Source organism: Pseudoalteromonas sp. SR44-2, assembly GCF_014163745.1.
In the GTDB taxonomy this organism is placed as follows: domain Bacteria; phylum Pseudomonadota; class Gammaproteobacteria; order Enterobacterales; family Alteromonadaceae; genus Pseudoalteromonas; species Pseudoalteromonas distincta.
Genome location: NZ_JACJDW010000034.1, coordinates 1 through 17,660, shown reverse-complemented (window position 1 = coordinate 17,660; position 17,660 = coordinate 1). Strand labels below are relative to the sequence as shown.

The following is a 17,660-nucleotide window of genomic DNA, read 5'->3' as shown; positions in this document are numbered from 1 at the left end:
GTTGCATGAGTTTTACCAATTTGATTGAAAAATTAAGCATTAATCCAGTGAAATTGGTGTTATTGAAAAATACATAAACACAAGCGCAGCAGTATAAATATGGCTAATAATTTAAATTTGATCGAGATCATAAAACAGCAATCAAACTGGTTTTTAATAAAATTAGGATTTTTCACTTAAAACGCGTATAATTCGCGCCCGTTAATATTCACACTTTTACTTAAAATTATTGGAGCATAAAGATGGCTTTAGAGCGTACTTTCTCAATCGTAAAACCTGATGCAGTTGCTAAAAACCACATTGGCGCTATCTACAACCGTTTCGAAACTGCTGGCCTTAAGATCGTTGCAGCTAAAATGGTTCACCTTTCACAAGAGAAAGCTGAAGGTTTCTACGCAGAACATAGCGAACGTCCTTTCTTTGGCGCTTTAGTATCTTTCATGACATCTGGTCCAGTAATGGTTACAGTTCTTGAAGGCGAAAACGCTGTTCTTAAAAACCGTGAAATCATGGGTGCTACTAACCCTGCTGAAGCACTAGCTGGCACTTTACGTGCAGACTACGCTGATAGCATCGACGAAAACGCTGTTCACGGTTCTGATGCTGTTGAATCTGCTGCTCGCGAAATCGCGTACTTCTTCGCTGACGAAGAGCTTTGTTCACGTACTCGTTAATTCGAATTCGTTAACAAAATGAAAAGGGCTTTCGGGCCCTTTTTTAGTCATTACGCAAAGTATCCATAAGTGCATTTTTTGATATTTTACTTAATGATTAAAGTGAGTGAATTGTGTACAATTCGTCCTCGTAAATTTTTATCTCCACCGTCACCGATTGAGGTTGTTTCATGACCGAGCAAAAAAAGATTAACTTATTAGATTTAAACCGAGATGCAATGCGCGAGCTATTTGTATCGTTCGGTGAAAAGCCATTTCGTGGCGACCAGGTGATGAAATGGATTTATCATTTTGGCGTAGATAACTTCGACGAAATGAGCAACGTAAATAAAAAGCTTAAAGAAAAACTTAAAGCTGAGTGCGAAATTGTTGCGCCAGAAATATCTGTTCGCCAACAAGCAAGCGACGGCACAATCAAATACGCATTAGTACTTGAAGGCGGCCAAGAAGTAGAAGCTGTGTGGATCCCAGAAAAAGAACGTGCAACGTTATGTGTATCTTCACAAGTTGGCTGTGCTTTAGAATGTACGTTTTGTTCTACCGCCCAACAAGGCTTTAACCGTAACTTAAAAGTATCAGAAATTATTGGCCAAGTATGGCGCGTAGCTAAAGATATTGGCCTTGATGGCAACAGCGAAAAACGCCCTGTTACTAACGTAGTAATGATGGGGATGGGCGAGCCATTACTTAACGTTAAAAACGTAGTACCAGCTATGGAATTAATGATGGACGACTGGGGCTTTGGCTTATCTAAGCGTCGCGTAACATTAAGTACATCGGGTGTAGTACCTGCACTTGATTTATTAAAAGAGAAGATTGACGTAGCACTTGCTATTTCACTTCACGCACCAGATAACGCACTGCGTGATATTTTAGTGCCTATTAATAAAAAGTACCCTATTGAAGAGTTTTTAGCAGCATGTCGTCGTTACATTGATGGCTCTAAAGCAAATAAAGACGTTACAATTGAATACGTAATGCTTAATGGCGTAAACGACAGCACTGATCAAGCGCATGCTTTAGTACAAACGTTAAAAGGCACACCGTCTAAGGTAAACCTAATTCCGTTTAATCCATTCCCTGGTAACGAATATACACGTTCGAGCAATAGTCGTATTGATCGTTTTTCAAAAGTATTACAAGCCGCTGGCGTTACATGTATTGTTCGTCGTACTCGTGGTGACGATATTGACGCAGCGTGTGGGCAATTAGCTGGTGATGTAGTTGACCGCACTAAACGTATGGCGAAAAAGAAAATGCGCGAAGATAACGCTATTAGCGTGAATATTCATCAGGCATAATTGCATTAAGTGCTCGCATGTTAATTAAACCTGTGAGCACTTAAGTCGTTTATTTTTAAATAAATGATGCAACGTAAAAGCTTTTAGGTAATATAGACGCTATGGACAAAAATAAAGAGACAAGGTAATGCGATCTATACTTGCTATAACACTATCAACACTTGCCCTAAGTGGCTGTGTGAGCGAAAGTAGTTATAACGGCAGTAATAAACCCGTCGTCGAAAATAAAGTTAATAATACTGGCGCAGCACGAACACGAATTGCTTTAGCCCTACAGTATTTAAAAACGGGTAATAATTCTCAAGCCAAATACAATTTAGAACGTGCAGCAGCATTTGCTCCTGACCTACCTGAAGTACATTACTCTCTTGCTTATTACTACCAACAAGTGGGCGAAAACCCGCTAGCTGATAAAGCCTACCAAAAAGCACTTGAAATCAAGCCAGACGATCCTAACACCCTCAATAACTACGGTGTGTTTTTATGTGGTATTGATGAATACGATCGTGCAACTGATCAATTTTTAAAAGCCATTGAAGTACCAAGTTATATTCGCGTTGCCGAAAGCTACGAAAATTTAGCTCTGTGTGCTATTGAATTTGATGATTTTGAAAATGCAGAAAGCTACTTTCAACAGGCACTTAATCACAGCTCTCAGCGTACATCCACATTAATTAGCCTAGCCGCACTGTACTACGCTAAAAGTGACTTGTACAAAGCCAGTGAGCTTTTAAAACGTTATGAAAGTACGGGTCGAGTATCTTCTCGCGCATTAATGCTTAGCTACCTTGTAAAAAACCGAATGGGCAGAATTGAAGAAGCTGAAAAAATTTCCAACACTATTTTGCAAACTTACTCTACCAGCAACGAAGCCTATGCGTTAAAAGAGAAAAGAACACGTTTTAATGAGTTTGAAATACTGCGAGAAAAATACCGTAAAGCGCAGTTAAAAGAACTAAAAAATGACGCAAACGGCGCACACGTTAGTTCAAAACCAAAAATAAAAGTTATAAGAAAGAAGCGTTCCTCAGAGGACGGTTCAACAAGCTTGGTAACAAACAACGAGCAAAAAACAGATAAAAAGCTCGCAACAGCAAATAACCAAGATGTAAATCCAGTTATAGCAAGAGAAAAGCAAACTCAAGCATTGCAAAATACGCTCATTACGCAAGCCGACGAAGCAACCGTAATAGCAAAACAAGTAACAACCCAAAAAGAAGAAGCTCCTAAAGTCGTCGCGCCAAGCAACCCTACCGATACATCGGCTGTTATGCTTGCACTTACTACTGAGCACGACTCTGCAGATTCTATAGTAGCAGCGCCTGAAAAAGCGCAACCCGTTTTAGAACCTAAAAAAGAAGTTATACCGACAAAACAACCGGCTAAAGCCGATGACGAGGTAACAATAATCTCGTTTGGCGCACCTAAAACAGGCCAGTTTAATTCGCAGCAAACTAGTAACTACAGTAATTCTGCACCTGCAGTTACAAATCAAAAAAACAGTAGTGACGTGGTATTCTACGAAGCGACTAAAAACACAACCGTTTTTGAAAACAGCAACTATCAAAATAATGCTGATATTGAATTTAAAAGCTACGAAGCAGTGCAAAAAACTGAGCTTCCAATGCTTAATCCTAAAGTATCGCCTTTACGCGTGCCATTTCATGTAATTGCTGTTGGCGAAAACCTATTTAGCATTTCGGTGCGATACAATGTTAAACTACAAAAACTCCTGCAATGGAATGGTTTAAAAGAGTCGGATCGGGTAATGAATGGAAGTAAAATATACCTAAACGATCCTAATATTTATTACGAAATTAAAGCTGGTGATTCCCTTTACGATATAGCTACCCAGCGGCATGTATTAATTGATGAATTAATGCGATGGAATAAATTAAGTCCTGATATAGCACTAAAACCAGGGCACAGACTTTTACTAGTGGATCCAGACTCATACACATTATGAATGAAGAAAATACGCAAACACAGAGCGAACAGCCAACAGTAGGCCAAATACTAAAAAATCATAGAGAGCAAGCAAACGTTAGCATCGCAACTATCGCTGCACCGCTAAAGCTGTCTGAACTTCAAATTAAACGCCTTGAAAATGATGAATTTGCGTTACTAGGCCCTATCACTTTTGTTAAAGGCTATATAAAAAATTATTGCCGTGAATTAAAAGTCGATAGCGCACCTATATTAGCAATGATGCCGGCTCCACCAGAGCCGACCAAGCCCGCTAATATGCAAAGCTTTTCGCGCCGAACAGAAAAAGAAGCAAGCGACAGCCGTTTAATGTTTTTTAGTTATTTAATTTTAGCGATTGTTATTGGCTCATCTGCTTTATGGTTTTGGCAAAACGCCACCCCCATTGAAGAGCAAACCAGTAAAATAAACGTTGCCAACTCAATAATGAGTGAACGACAAGCAGCTCAACCCAGTATTTTACAGCAACAGCAACAAGCCGAAATTAACGACGAATCACTATTAGAATCAAAAGATACGCTTGAGACATCAACAAGCTCAGAAGCCGTTACAGAAACGGCTCCTATTACATCTAATAACGAAAGCCAAGAAGATGTTAGCAGTACAATTGTTATGAACTTTAACGGCGAAAGTTGGGTTGAAATTTACGATGGCGAAGGCGAAAAAATAGCATTCGGCGTTAAAAAAGCAGGCTACATTATGACCGTAAGCGGAACGCCTCCTTTTTCAGTTGTGCTTGGTAAGCATGACGCTGTAGACATTACTTTAAACGGCGAACCTGTAGATGTTTCTGCATTTCCTAAAAACCGTTTAGCCAAATTTACATTACCACTAGCAGAGTAGTCGCTATGTTTTCAGAATCCCCAATTAAACGCAGAAAATCCACCCGTATCAATGTAGGTAACGTCCCTATTGGTGACGGCGCCCCTATTGCGGTGCAATCAATGACCAACACCGACACCATGGATGTTGATGCAACCGTTGCACAAATTCAGGCAATACAAGATGCAGGTGCCGACATAGTGCGTGTATCAGTACCGACTATGGACGCAGCTGAAGCGTTTAAAAGTATTAAAGAACAAGTGACTATTCCGCTAGTAGCCGATATTCACTTTGATTACCGTATAGCCTTAAAAGTGGCAAAGTACGGCGTAGATTGTCTGCGCATAAACCCAGGTAATATAGGTAGCGAAGAGCGTATAAGAGCTGTGGTCGATTCGGCTCGCGAGCATAACATTCCTATTCGTATTGGTGTAAATGGCGGCTCACTTGAGCGCGACTTACAAGAAAAATACGGCGAGCCTACACCTGAAGCCTTATTAGAATCAGCAATGCGCCATGTAGATATATTACGCCGCCTTGATTTTGACCAATTTAAAATATCGGTAAAAGCATCAGACGTATTTTTAGCGGTAGGCGCCTATCGCTTACTCGCTAAAGAAATAGACCAACCACTGCATTTGGGTATTACCGAAGCGGGCGGCATGCGATCTGGCTCGGTTAAATCAGCCGTAGGTTTAGGTATGCTACTTGCCGAAGGTATTGGCGATACACTGCGAGTGTCTCTTGCAGCTGACCCTGTTCAAGAAATTAAAGTAGGTTTTGATATTTTAAAATCGCTGCGCATACGTTCGCGCGGAATTAACTTTATTGCCTGCCCAAGCTGTTCTCGTCAAGAATTTGATGTAGTAAGCACCATGAACCAGCTTGAAGAGCGCCTTGAAGATATTATTGAGCCTGTATCGGTTTCGGTAATTGGCTGTGTTGTAAACGGCCCAGGTGAAGCACTCGTTAGTGATATAGGCCTTGCCGGTGCAAACCGTCGCTCTGGCTTATACATTAATGGCGAACGCCAAAAAGCGCGCATTGATAACAACAACATTGTTGACCAGCTTGAAGGTTACGTGCGCGACTTCATTGCTCAAAAAGAGCAGCAAACACCTATCGACGTTAAAATAGTCGAATAAATACCGTATAAAGCGCCAAACAGCGGTGTTTGGCGTTTACCTTTATGGCTAAAACGCTATAATGTCAGGTCAATTTTTAGCATTCTTGTTGTGTAAGCATTTTTTATTACACATAAACAGCATTTAGGATTTATCAGTGGCAAAACAAATTCAGGCAGTTCGCGGTATGAACGATTGTCTGCCGGGCGATACACAAGTTTGGCAGAAAGTAGAAAGCATTTTACGCGAGACAGTAGCATCGTTCGGTTATCAAGAAATTCGTTTTCCTATTGTAGAATCAACCGACTTATTTAAACGCTCTATTGGTGAAGTTACCGATATAGTAGAAAAAGAAATGTACACCTTTGCCGATCGCAATGGCGACTTATTAACACTTCGCCCAGAAGGCACCGCAGTATGCGTACGTGCTGGCAACCAAAATGGCTTACTATATAACCAAGAACAACGCCTTTGGTACATGGGTCCAATGTTTCGTCACGAGCGTCCGCAAAAAGGTCGTTACCGTCAGTTTCACCAATTTGGGTTAGAAACATTTGGTATTGCCACAGCCGATATAGACGCAGAAGTTATTTTATTAACAGCGCAACTATGGGAAGCCTTTGGTATTGCTGACCACGTTCGTTTAGAGCTAAATTCTTTAGGATCTAACGAAGCGCGTGCAGATTACCGTGATGCGTTAGTAGCCTACCTTGAGCAACACATTAATGTGCTTGATGAAGACTCAAAACGTCGTATGTATTCAAACCCATTACGCGTACTTGATAGCAAAAACCCAGACGTACAAGCAATTTTAACTGATGCGCCTAAACTATCTGAAAACTTAGACGCTGAATCAAAAGAACATTTTGAAAATTTATGTGAACGTTTAGACGCTGCTGGCGTCTCATATACGGTTAATGAAAAGTTAGTACGTGGTTTAGACTACTACAACCGTACCGTATTTGAATGGGTAACCGACAGCTTAGGCGCACAAGGCACAGTATGTGCTGGCGGTCGTTACGACGGCTTAGTTGAACAGCTTGGCGGCAAAGCAACGCCAGCTGTTGGTTTTGCAATGGGTCTAGAGCGCTTAGTGTTATTACTACAAGCGCTTGAGTGTGTAGGTGACATTCGTCGTAATGCTGATGTATATTTAGCAGCAATGGGCGACAAAGCAAGCATTCAAGCTCCTGCAATTGCAGCGCAACTACGTAAAGACGTACCAGGTTTACGCGTTATGGTGCATGCGGGCGGCGGCAACTTTAAAAAACAATTAAAACGTGCTGATAAAAGCGATGCACTTGTTGCAGTGATTATTGGTGAAGATGAATTAGAAAAAGGCGTTGTGACCATCAAGTATTTGCGCGAGCGTAAAGAACAAGTCACATTAGAATTAGAACAAGCTAAAGCGCTATTAGCTGAGCTTATTAACGGCTAAGCGAACATTAGAGGTAAGAATGGATATTTATTCAACAGAAGAACAACAAGCAGAAGCCATTAAACGCTTTTTCCGTGAAAACGGCATTTCACTTGCACTAGGCATACTTGTTGGCCTTGGTGGCTTATATGGCTGGAAAGCATATAACCAAAATCAAATTACTACCGCTGAAAAAGCATCAGATTCATATACAGCGCTTGTTGAAAGTGATGATGTATTATCTTCAGCTGATGCGTTTATTAGCGAAAATAAAGATACAAACTACGCAACACTTGCTGCATTTGTTGCTGCAAAAGACGCTGTAGAGGCAAAAAAATTAGACGTAGCAAGCGAAAAGTTAAGCTGGATAGTGTCTAATACTGAAAATACAGAATTAAAAGCAATTGCGATTACACGTTTAGCGCGAATTCAAATTGCACAAACTAACTATGACGATGCATTAACTACATTAAATGCACCATTACCTGAAGCATTCAATGCAAACGTTGCCGAGCTTAAAGGCGACATTTACACACAGCAAGGTAACAAAGATCAAGCACGTACTGCATACCAAGCAGCAATAGATGCGGGTGGATTAACAAGTAACCCACTATTACAAATTAAGTTAGATGACCTAGCAGTAACTAGCCCAGCGGCATAAGGTTTTAGGTATGAAAAAATTTACAACAGCAGCCCTTGCCCTATGTATGGCAACACTAATGGGTTGTTCATCAAGTGATGATGAAGATGAACTAGTACTTCCTGAAATTGTAAACCAATTTGAAACTGACGTTGTTTGGCAAGAATCTGTAGGTGATGGCGTAGAGCATTACTTTTCTCGTTTAACACCAGCTGTTTACAAAGATACTGTATATGTTGCTAGCCGCGAAGGCCAAGTAGAAGCGCTTTCGCTTACTAACGGCGATACCAAGTGGGAAACCGATGTACGCCAAGATTTATCGTTTTGGCCATGGGCTGACAACGGTAATGCAAAATTATCAGGTGGTATTTTGCAAGCCTATGGTAAAATTTATATAGGTTCTGAACACGGCTTTATTATTGCCCTAGATCGCGAAACCGGTGAAGAAGTTTGGCGTAAAAATGTACCAGGCGAATCACTGTCTAAACCAACAGCAGGCGATGGCTTAATATTTGTAAATTTAGGCTCTGGTAAATTGTTAGCCCTTCACCCAGATACGGGCGAAGAGCGTTGGAGTTTTGAACAAGAAGTTCCACCACTAACATTACGCGGACAAAGCTCGCCAACTGTTGCTAACGGTGGTGTATTAGTAGGCCTTGAAACAGGCAAGCTAAGCGTTTTAATTTCAGACAGCGGTTACTCAGCATGGAGCGCAGAAATTGCGGTTGCAAAAGGCGCATCAGAATTTGAACGCCTAGTTGACGTAGACACTCAACCACTTATTAGCGGTCCATACGCTTACGCTATAGCTTACAACGGCAACTTAGCTGCTGTAGATATTCGCTCTGGCAACGTAGTGTGGAAACGTGAGTACAGCAGCTATCGCGAAATTGCGATGGATGCACAAACAATTTATTTAGTAGATAGCGATGGTGTTATTTACGCATTAGATAAAAATTCAGGTATTGAACGTTGGAGCCAACCCGCTCTACGTGGTTGGTACCTAACAGGCCCTGCAGTTGCAGGTAGCCACTTAGCTTTAGGTGACCAAGAAGGTAACCTACATTGGCTAAATAAAGAAACTGGCGAGCTAGTATCTCGAGAAGACTTTGACAGCTCAGGCTTTTTTGTTGAGCCAGTTGTTGCCGACGATAAGCTAATTTTATACACCCGTGATGGTGAAGTTAGTATGGTAAAAATACCAAACTAAGTTACTAATAGTCATATGGTTTTTTTAAGGCTTCGCACTGCGAAGCCTTTTGTTGTTTTTTAAAGAGGTAGTTTATGCTTCCCGTGATCGCTCTAGTTGGGCGACCCAATGTGGGCAAGTCCACATTATTTAACCGTTTAACACGTACTCGTGATGCACTCGTAGCCGATTTTCCAGGTTTAACACGAGATAGAAAATATGGCCAAGCTAGTTACGATGGCTATGAATTTATCGTGGTAGACACGGGCGGTATTGATGGCTCAGAAGAAGGCATCGAAATCGAAATGGCAGATCAATCTCTGCTAGCCATTGAAGAAGCCGACATTGTTCTGTTTTTAGTAGATGCTCGTGTAGGTATGACCGTAGCTGACCAAGCCATTGCTAATCACTTGCGTAAACAAGAGAAAAAGTGCTTTGTTGTTGCCAATAAAACCGATGGCATTGATGCAGATTCAAACTGTGCTGAATTTTACCAATTATCATTAGGTGAAATACATCACATTGCAGCTGCACATGGCCGTGGTATTACCCTATTACTTGAACAAACACTTCAGCCGCTTATTGCTGAACTAGCTGCTCAAGATGAAGAAGTAACAGGTGATGACGAAGAATTAATCGATCTTTACGAAGAAGGCGAAGGTGATGATACTGATCATCAAGCGTTTGCAGACAAACCTGTAAAGCTTGCTATTATTGGTCGCCCTAACGTTGGTAAGTCAACACTTACAAACCGTATATTGGGTGAAGATCGTGTAATTGTATATGATATGCCTGGTACAACGCGCGATTCTATTTATATTCCAATGACGCGTAACGACAAAGAGTATGTGTTAATTGACACAGCCGGTGTTCGTAAGCGTAAAAAAGTAAGTGACGTAGTTGAAAAGTTCTCAGTAATTAAAACATTACAAGCAATCGAAGATTGTAACGTGGTTTTACTTGTTGTGGATGCGCGCGATGGTATTTCTGATCAAGACTTAAGCTTATTAGGTTTTGCGCTTAACTCAGGTCGTTCACTGGTTATTGCCGTTAATAAATGGGATGGCCTTGACGACTACGTTAAAGATCGTATTAAAACAGAGCTTGATCGCCGTTTAGGCTTTATTGACTTTGCACGCTTACACTTTATATCTGCACTTCACGGTACAGGTGTTGGTCATTTATTTGAATCAGTTGATGAAGCGTACGAGTCAGCAACTAAGCGTATTAGCACCGCAATGCTTCGCCGTATTATGGATATGGCACAGGCTGATCACCAGCCGCCACTTGTTCGTGGTCGTCGTGTTAAGCTTAAATATGCGCATGCCGGTGGTTATAACCCTCCACGTATTGTAATTCATGGTAACCAAGTTCACGATTTACCAGATAGCTACAAACGCTACCTGATGAACTATTACCGTAAAGCACTTAAAATTATGGGCACCCCAATCAAAATTGAATTTAGAGAAGGTGATAACCCATTTGCAGGGCGTACTAATAAAGTAACGCTTTCGCAAAAACGTAAAATACGTGCCTTTGCAAAAGAAAACCGTAATAAATAAAATGCATAAGCGTTAATTTATTTAAAAAAAACGGCGTACTTTTTAGTACGCCGTTTTTGTTTTAATACGTTATTAAGAGTTACAAGCCAAGTAAAGCTAAGCGCACCAAGTTCTCAACCGTGGTTTCATGCGCACTTTTATTTTTATTAGTTGGCATAAACCTAGACGCAGGCGATTTAATAGTTATAAACCCATGATTGGTTGCCATTTCGTGAGCTAACAGCTTTCGCTCTCGGGGGGTTAAATGGTTTTCGTGTATTTTTGCCAGCTCGCCGCTATCAAGCCATATGCCTGCACAACCTGGGCATTCGTCTATTTCAACCACTTTAAGCGGCGAAAAATACCGGCGCATCATTACTATACTTGTGCATTTAGGGCAGTTTACTCGCGATGATACATCGCCCTCACCTTCAATGTAATTACTCAAATACTTAAGTAACACCTGACCATGCTTTAACTCTGGTGAGCTAAATTTAAAAATTTGGCTGTTATCAAAAAATACGCCGCCTTGCGCTGACGTAAAAACAGTAATACCGCCAATTAATAACGGCTCAAGAGAGGTATTTGTGCGTGGGCATAACATTCTAAAATCCTTTTATTTTAATACTTAACTTACACTACTTTACTCAAGCGCTTTGTGAATAAGCCCAACAAGCGGCTCTGGCAATGTAATATTACCTGCAAGTACAAACTCATGCGCTTCATCTGACATTTTTTGCCATGTACGGCGAATAATCCCAATCCATTTTTCTTCATTGTAATCTGGCTTTGCATTAGCAAACCCAAGCATGTAATGCTCAATAAATACAAGGCTTGCTACGTCTTCTACTAATTGGCTGTCTGGATTACGTTTAATATTTTTTTTAGCGACTGCATTGTACACTCGGTTTTGCTCAACATCGCTGTACCCAACTTGCTGCATAAGTGCAACAACACTACTTGCATGAAATATATAAAGTGCACTGCGCCACTGATGATAGCCCTGTTTGTTCATTTCAAAGTCACTACGTGGCGACTTCCAACGCTGAATATGCTGTGCACGCACTGCAATTTGCATGAGTTCATCGGCATCGGGTTTAAATCGGCTAAGCATGTTGCTCATACGCTGTGAGTATAAATACTCTTTAGGAACACTCTCCCCATTAAGTTGCTCACTGTTAGGGTCTTGGTTGTTTGCTTCATCAATTAAGGCGATTACTTTATTAAACATGACGGTCATTTTTTATAATAAGTTTTAATCATTCTAAACGCTGGTAAAACAATAAACTAGTGTGTCACTCAGTTACGCAGTGAAATTTGTTCAATCAAAAAGTTATACTAAGAAGTACAGGTTATAAAAGTAAGCGCATTGATTAAATTAACTTGTTATTATCTTAGAAACAAAAATAACATATGTGCGTAAACTAATAAAAATCAACGCGCTAAAAATGAGAATAATATGTTTAAAAAAAGTATTTTAGCTATTTGCTTAGCTGTTACATCGCTACCAAGCCTTGCCGACAGTAACAGTGATTTAAAAACCATTATTGATAACCACTGGCAAAACGCCAAAGCTGAAAAAATTTTTTTTCGTACCGACCCAGACGGCTGGAAGCCAAACGGTACATTGCCAAATTGGAGCGAGCAAGCCATTGCAAAGCGCCAAGCCTATAACAACAGCGTACTAAAAAGCTTAGCCAGCATTGACCCAAAAACGCTCAACAACGAGCAGCTAATGAACTACCGCTTATTTAAATATGAGCGAGAAACCGAGCAGCAAAGCTACCTTTATCAAGATAAGTATTTTCCGGTTAATTTTTTAAGTGGCTGGCATACTTATTTTGCCGAAGCACCGGCTAACATGGCATTTTTAACACCCGACGATTACAACGCATTTTTAATCAGCCTTGCCGACTACCCTCGATTTAATCAGCAAAATATTGATTTAATGAAAGAAGGTATAAAAACAGGCTTTACTCATTACTGCAAAACCTTTGAAAATTACAGCCAAAGCATTAGCGCGCATATTGTTAAGCAACCTGAAAACAGTGCCCTTTACGAGCCCTTTACACGTATACCAAACACGTTTACAGCAGAGCAAAAAGCCACATACCAAAATAAAGCAAAGGCCTTAATCAGCTCAAAAGTAGTCCCTGCTTATCAGCACTTTTACGACTTTTTTGAAAACGATTACATGCCTAACTGTAGAGCACAGCCGGGTATTGCAAGCGTTAAAGGCGGGCTTGAGTATTACAAATACACAGTTAATTACTACACCACAACCAATGCCACACCAAAGCAAATACACGAACTAGGCCTTAAAGAAGTCGCGCGTATAAAAACGCAAATGCAAAACATTATTGATAAAGTAGGTTTTGATGGCACATACAGCGATTTTTTAGAATTTTTAGCGACCGATGAGCAATTTTACGCAACAGACGCGCAAGACCTGCTAGAAAAAACCGCTTTTATAACGCAAAAAGTGTATGGTAAATTACCAACCTACTTTAATCATTTACCGCGAAATACCTTTACTATTAAAGGCTCAGCGAGTCGTGGCGCGTTTTATATGCCACCTGCTGATAACCGCTCCCCTGGCACTTATTTTTTAGCCTCAACACCTAAACTACAGCCTTTATATAATTTAGAAGCACTTAGCTTACATGAGGCAATACCAGGGCATCATTTACAAAACGCTATTGCTATGGAGTTAAATGTACCCGAATTTAGACGCACACTTAGCCACTCTGCATTTGGCGAAGGTTGGGCACTATACACAGAGCGCTTAGGTAAAGAAGCCGACTTTTATCAAAGCCCGTACAGCGACTTTGGTCGTTTAGGCTACGAAATGTGGCGTGCAGTAAGACTTGTTGTTGATACCGGCATTCATGCCTTTGGTTGGAGCCGCCAAAAGGCTATTGACTACTTGGCAGATCACACTGCTTTGCCACAAAGTGCGGTGGAGGATCAAATAGATCGTTATATATCATGGCCAGGCCAAGCGCTTTCGTACAAAATGGGCGAAATAAAAATACGCGAACTGCGTGCAAAAGCGGAAAAAGAACTAGGTGCTAAGTTCGATATTCGCAGCTTTCACGACACCGTAATCGGTCAAGGCTCGCTGCCTATGGAAGTATTAGAAGACGTAATAAACGATTGGATAGCAAAACAAAAATCGGCTATTTAACATTCAAGGAGGCGGTATTATTTGCCGCCTCTTTTTAAAACCCTCTTAAACACCTCAAAACTAATCCCTACCCGCTTTTGCTTCGTAAAGTTAATGATTACAAAAACCTGAGTAAACCTATGAGCAAACGCATTTTATATTGGCTACAAAACGATTTACGAATAGACGACAACCCTATTTTAAGCGAACTTGCTACTGAGCAATGCGCGCTCGATATTGTATTTGTTATAAACCCGCACTGGTTTAAAAATAATAACTATCAACAAAAGCCATATGGCGTGCATAAACAGCAGTTTTTAATGCAAAGCTTGTATGAACTCCAACAAGCACTTATTGAGCGCGGGCAAACACTGCATGTACTTGAAGGCGAACCTGTATCGCTTTTGAAAGCGCGTATTAATGAGCAAAATATTGATGAAGTTGTATACAGCGAGCAATTTGGCCTGTACGAGCAACGCCAAATAAACTTACTCAAAGCACATTGCCCTAATACTAAATTTACAGGAGCGCAGCAAGACACGCTCTTTAAACAAAGTGACCTACCGTTTGATTTAAGCGAATTACCTAAACACTTTACCCCGTTTCGTAAAAAGGTAGAGGCCGCCACTAGCCCCATTTCACTTTCAACATTACCAAACGGTTTGCTCCCTCAGCCAATAACCTTGTGCGCTAAAAAACCTTTAGAGCGTATAGCAAATAATGGCGTAATGCATGGCGGGTTTAAAAGTGCGCAAACACATTTAAAGCAATACTTTTCAGCTTTACTACCAAGTACTTATAAAATAACTCGAAACGAGCTTGATGGCTTTAATAACACCACAAAATTTAGTACCTGGCTTGCTTTAGGTTGTGTAAGTGCGCGGCAAGTTTATAAAGCAGTTGAGGCGTACGAACATAGTCAAATAACAAACGAGTCTACTTACTGGATTAAATTTGAATTGCTATGGCGAGAGTATTTTAAATGGCATGCACTTAAGGCAGGTAAAAGCCTGTTTAGCTTTAAAGGCCAAAAGCAAACAAAACCCCTTACTACATTTATGCCAAACCGCTTTGCTACGTGGTGTAATGGCTCAACACCCTACCCATTAGTCAATGCCATTATGAATGAGCTTAATGCTACGGGTTATATATCAAATAGAGCAAGGCAAATTGCAGCAAGCTGCTTAGTAAACGAGCTTGGCCTTGATTGGCGATACGGCGCAGCTTATTTTGAACAGCAACTGATTGATTACGATGTAGCCGCTAATTGGGGTAATTGGCAATATATAGCAGGTGTAGGCGTAGATCCGCGTGGTGGTAGGCACTTTAATATTGAAAAACAAACGTTACAGTTTGACACGCACGCTGTTTACACTAATAAATGGCAAGGCAATGAAAATACCAGCACGCAGCTGGATACCTTAAACGAAGTTGATTGGCCTATTTAAGCCACCAATCAACTTTTACCAAGTAACGTTTAAAACAGCTCAGCAATGCCTATATTAATAACGTAACCACCCAATGTTAAAAACAAAAATAAACACAGCGCCAGTAACAGTGGTTTAATACCTGCTTGGCGAATAGCACCAACATGTGTACGCAGCCCAAGTGCGACCATGGCAATGGTGAGCAATATATTATCAAACCAAACAACTGCGCTTGTAGCCACTTGAGGAATAACTGATAGCGAATGTACACCACTTGCCACAATAAATAACACCGCAAACCAAGGGATTGTAATACCCGCTTTTTGCTCGCCGCCAGGCGCGTTTATATTTGCATGCTTTTTACTTTGCCAAAACGATAAGCCCACTAAAAATGGTGCAAGCATCATCACCCTTAGCATTTTTTCTATAACGGCGGTATCTGCAGCATTGGCGCTTACAGCAGTGCCCGCTGCAACCACTTGCGCTACTTCATGAATAGTTGAGCCTACAAAAATACCGTAAGCGTGTTCACTCAGCCCCATGTAATCAAACATGATTGGGTAGGCAAACATGCTTAACGTGCCAAACACCACCACCGTTGCTACAGCTACCGATACTTTATGCGCCTGCGCTTTTATTACAGGCTCAGTTGCCATAACCGCAGCGGCACCACAAATAGAACTACCCGCGCCAATTAATATGGTTGTTTGTTCATCAAGCTTAAATACGCGCTTACCTAGCTGCACTGCCAAAATAAATGTGCCTAACAGCATTACAACATCGGTTAATAAGCCTTCCCAGCCTACGCCCGCTACTTGCGCAAAGGTAATTCTAAACCCAAACAACACAACCCCCGCTTTAAGCAATATACTTTTAGCGTAATCAACACCAACATCGGTTTGCGTAGCAAGGCGCGAAAACACACTGTTACCCACAATAATGCCAAGCACAATACCAATCGTTAAAGAGCTAAATTGCGCACTTTGCATTATGGGTAACTTACTTAATGCAACAGATGCTCCCGCCAAAACAGCCACCAGCAGCATACCTAACCACCAGCGCGTATCGCCGTATTGCTTAGTATTAATACCCAAATTTTTAATAGCGCTAAGCATAATATTCTCTCGATTGAACAACGTTAAACTGTTGACTTCATTTTAAGAAAGCGCAAAATATAACTCCAATACATTAAAATCATGATTCGATAACTTAAAGTTATGTGATTTGAGAGGCATAATGAACTTGCATGCACTTAGGGTGTTTTATACGGTAGCAAAGCTTGGCAGTTTTTCAGGCGCAGCCGAGGCGCTTTTTATAAGCCAACCCGCTGTATCTAAAGCGCTAAAAGAGCTTGAGCACCAATTAAATATTCAACTTATAGAGCGTGCATCTAAAGGCAAAAAACTTACCTTAAGCGAGGGCGGCCAAGCCTTGTATGATCATGCACGTAGCATTTTTGCCATTGAAAAAGCCGCCATTGAAGATATTAAATCACGCACAGGGCTTAAGCGCGGCACACTCGTTATAGGCACTAGTACAACCATTGCCAGCTATTGGCTACCGCCCTATTTAGCTAAGTTTTGCGCGCAGTACCCACATATAAAAGTAGAAGTACAAGTGGCTAATACCGCGCAAATTGAGCACGCATTGCTAGAATGCACTATAGATTTAGCTCTGGTTGAAGGCACACCTACCGAGCAGCATATAATAAGTAAGCACTGGCAAAACGATTTAATGAGTATCGTTATACCGAGCAACTTTAAGCCCACTAAAGACTTAAAAGCATGGTTAAACGAGCAGTTTTGGTTATTACGCGAGCCAGGCTCTGGCACGTTAGAAATGTCTGTAAAGTTATTAGCAGAGCATGGCGTACAGGCTGAGCGCAGTATGCAATTGGGCAGCAACGAAGCCATAGCAAGAGCTGTTGCTCAAGGTATGGGAGTCGCTTTATTGCCAAATGTAGTCACTGAGGATTTAGTGCAGCTAGGTAAATTAACACGCCTGAGCCAAAAAAATAACGAGCAACTCTCTCGGCCACTTTATCAACTGCATTATAAAGACAGACCGTCTTCACACGCTGCGCAAGCGTTCGAAAAAAGCTTGTTTAGTGAATAATGTTTATATGCGTAAATTTAATCGTTATATGTATGCTACGTATGTGCCAATTGCGAACGCTATTGACTTAAGATGTATTAAATCAGATTTGATATTCATATAGAAAGTTCCTCGAGTTTTTCGATACAAGTGTGTTTGTAGTGGTCAACTAATTTTGGCCACAGTTTTAGAATCTTGGTATCTAACCTCAGATTCATTTGGTGCTAAACCTGCATTATAATGATGTGGTCTAACATTGTTGTAATATCCGTTGATATA

15 protein-coding genes are annotated in these 17,660 nt (G+C 40.9%); 12 read left to right on the top strand and 3 right to left on the bottom strand.

The genetic code is table 11. The annotated features are described in order from the left end of the window. The first annotated feature begins 242 nt into the window (after positions 1–242). The 9 genes from ndk to der all read left to right on the top strand — a co-directional run bounded on the left by ndk (position 243) and on the right by der (position 10,715). Positions 243–674, top strand: a complete 432-nt coding sequence (ndk, locus tag H5115_RS16800; protein ID WP_002961288.1) for a nucleoside-diphosphate kinase — start codon at positions 243–245, stop codon at positions 672–674. Between the two features lie 170 nt (positions 675–844). Continuing rightward, positions 845–1,975, top strand: a complete 1,131-nt coding sequence (locus H5115_RS16795) for a bifunctional tRNA (adenosine(37)-C2)-methyltransferase TrmG/ribosomal RNA large subunit methyltransferase RlmN (protein WP_182756414.1) — start codon at positions 845–847, stop codon at positions 1,973–1,975. Between the two features lie 127 nt (positions 1,976–2,102). Further along, the gene (gene pilW, locus H5115_RS16790) at positions 2,103–3,941 is read left to right on the top strand and encodes a type IV pilus biogenesis/stability protein PilW (protein WP_182756412.1); all 1,839 of its coding nucleotides are present in this window, start codon (positions 2,103–2,105) and stop codon (positions 3,939–3,941) included. Continuing rightward, positions 3,938–4,804 carry a RodZ domain-containing protein gene (locus H5115_RS16785; RefSeq protein ID WP_182756409.1) on the top strand — a complete coding sequence of 289 codons (867 nt, stop codon included), beginning with the start codon at positions 3,938–3,940 and terminating at the stop codon, positions 4,802–4,804. The genes pilW and H5115_RS16785 overlap by 4 nt, the downstream gene beginning before the upstream one ends. Before the next feature lie 5 nt (positions 4,805–4,809). Beyond that, positions 4,810–5,928: a flavodoxin-dependent (E)-4-hydroxy-3-methylbut-2-enyl-diphosphate synthase gene (ispG, locus tag H5115_RS16780; RefSeq protein ID WP_182756407.1), complete on the top strand. Its 1,119-nt coding sequence runs from the start codon at positions 4,810–4,812 to the stop codon at positions 5,926–5,928. A 136-nt stretch (positions 5,929–6,064) separates the two neighbouring features. Beyond that, a complete protein-coding gene (hisS, locus tag H5115_RS16775) occupies positions 6,065–7,345 on the top strand; it encodes a histidine--tRNA ligase (RefSeq protein WP_182681833.1) in 1,281 nt (426 codons plus the stop codon). A 19-nt stretch (positions 7,346–7,364) separates the two neighbouring features. Continuing rightward, the gene (locus H5115_RS16770) at positions 7,365–7,985 is read left to right on the top strand and encodes a tetratricopeptide repeat protein (RefSeq protein WP_002961300.1); all 621 of its coding nucleotides are present in this window, start codon (positions 7,365–7,367) and stop codon (positions 7,983–7,985) included. 10 nt (positions 7,986–7,995) lie between these two features. Continuing rightward, a complete protein-coding gene (gene bamB, locus H5115_RS16765) occupies positions 7,996–9,174 on the top strand; it encodes an outer membrane protein assembly factor BamB (RefSeq protein WP_002961301.1) in 1,179 nt (392 codons plus the stop codon). 74 nt (positions 9,175–9,248) lie between these two features. Then, complete coding sequence (gene der, locus H5115_RS16760) at positions 9,249–10,715, top strand: ribosome biogenesis GTPase Der (protein ID WP_024597862.1); 1,467 nt, start codon at positions 9,249–9,251, stop codon at positions 10,713–10,715. A 79-nt stretch (positions 10,716–10,794) separates the two neighbouring features. Here the strand turns inward: der and H5115_RS16755 are convergent, their stop codons facing one another. Then, positions 10,795–11,298: a zf-TFIIB domain-containing protein gene (locus tag H5115_RS16755; RefSeq protein WP_182756405.1), complete on the bottom strand. Its 504-nt coding sequence runs from the start codon at positions 11,296–11,298 to the stop codon at positions 10,795–10,797. Positions 11,299–11,337: 39 nt separating this feature from the next. Next, positions 11,338–11,925, bottom strand: a complete 588-nt coding sequence (locus tag H5115_RS16750; RefSeq protein ID WP_182756403.1) for a DUF4202 domain-containing protein — start codon at positions 11,923–11,925, stop codon at positions 11,338–11,340. 228 nt (positions 11,926–12,153) lie between these two features. Between H5115_RS16750 and H5115_RS16745 the strand changes: the two genes are divergently transcribed. Beyond that, positions 12,154–13,881, top strand: coding sequence for a DUF885 family protein (locus tag H5115_RS16745; RefSeq protein WP_182756401.1), 1,728 nt, complete (start codon positions 12,154–12,156; stop codon positions 13,879–13,881). A gap of 119 nt (positions 13,882–14,000) precedes the next feature. Then, entirely contained in the window at positions 14,001–15,308 is a 1,308-nt protein-coding gene (locus tag H5115_RS16740; RefSeq protein ID WP_182756399.1) for a DASH family cryptochrome, read from the top strand. Between the two features lie 29 nt (positions 15,309–15,337). Here the strand turns inward: H5115_RS16740 and H5115_RS16735 are convergent, their stop codons facing one another. Continuing rightward, positions 15,338–16,402 carry a YeiH family protein gene (locus tag H5115_RS16735; protein ID WP_182756397.1) on the bottom strand — a complete coding sequence of 355 codons (1,065 nt, stop codon included), beginning with the start codon at positions 16,400–16,402 and terminating at the stop codon, positions 15,338–15,340. Positions 16,403–16,523: 121 nt separating this feature from the next. Here H5115_RS16735 and H5115_RS16730 point away from each other — a divergent pair, with 121 nt between their 5' ends. Then, positions 16,524–17,402, top strand: a complete 879-nt coding sequence (locus tag H5115_RS16730) for a LysR family transcriptional regulator (RefSeq protein WP_182756395.1) — start codon at positions 16,524–16,526, stop codon at positions 17,400–17,402. Positions 17,403–17,660: the final 258 nt, after the last annotated feature.

What these genes read in the sequence shown, in the direction of transcription:
- H5115_RS16750 (WP_182756403.1), bottom strand. Translation starts at nt 11,925, where the DNA reads ATGTTTAATAAAGTAATCGCCTTAATTGATGAAGCAAACAACCAAGAC.
- H5115_RS16735 (WP_182756397.1), bottom strand. Translation starts at nt 16,402, where the DNA reads ATGCTTAGCGCTATTAAAAATTTGGGTATTAATACTAAGCAATACGGC.
- H5115_RS16795 (WP_182756414.1), top strand. Translation starts at nt 845, where the DNA reads ATGACCGAGCAAAAAAAGATTAACTTATTAGATTTAAACCGAGATGCA.
- H5115_RS16730 (WP_182756395.1), top strand. Translation starts at nt 16,524, where the DNA reads ATGAACTTGCATGCACTTAGGGTGTTTTATACGGTAGCAAAGCTTGGC.
- H5115_RS16785 (WP_182756409.1), top strand. Translation starts at nt 3,938, where the DNA reads ATGAATGAAGAAAATACGCAAACACAGAGCGAACAGCCAACAGTAGGC.
- bamB (WP_002961301.1), top strand. Translation starts at nt 7,996, where the DNA reads ATGAAAAAATTTACAACAGCAGCCCTTGCCCTATGTATGGCAACACTA.
- ispG (WP_182756407.1), top strand. Translation starts at nt 4,810, where the DNA reads ATGTTTTCAGAATCCCCAATTAAACGCAGAAAATCCACCCGTATCAAT.
- H5115_RS16755 (WP_182756405.1), bottom strand. Translation starts at nt 11,298, where the DNA reads ATGTTATGCCCACGCACAAATACCTCTCTTGAGCCGTTATTAATTGGC.
- ndk (WP_002961288.1), top strand. Translation starts at nt 243, where the DNA reads ATGGCTTTAGAGCGTACTTTCTCAATCGTAAAACCTGATGCAGTTGCT.
- H5115_RS16770 (WP_002961300.1), top strand. Translation starts at nt 7,365, where the DNA reads ATGGATATTTATTCAACAGAAGAACAACAAGCAGAAGCCATTAAACGC.
- H5115_RS16740 (WP_182756399.1), top strand. Translation starts at nt 14,001, where the DNA reads ATGAGCAAACGCATTTTATATTGGCTACAAAACGATTTACGAATAGAC.
- H5115_RS16745 (WP_182756401.1), top strand. Translation starts at nt 12,154, where the DNA reads ATGTTTAAAAAAAGTATTTTAGCTATTTGCTTAGCTGTTACATCGCTA.
- der (WP_024597862.1), top strand. Translation starts at nt 9,249, where the DNA reads ATGCTTCCCGTGATCGCTCTAGTTGGGCGACCCAATGTGGGCAAGTCC.
- pilW (WP_182756412.1), top strand. Translation starts at nt 2,103, where the DNA reads ATGCGATCTATACTTGCTATAACACTATCAACACTTGCCCTAAGTGGC.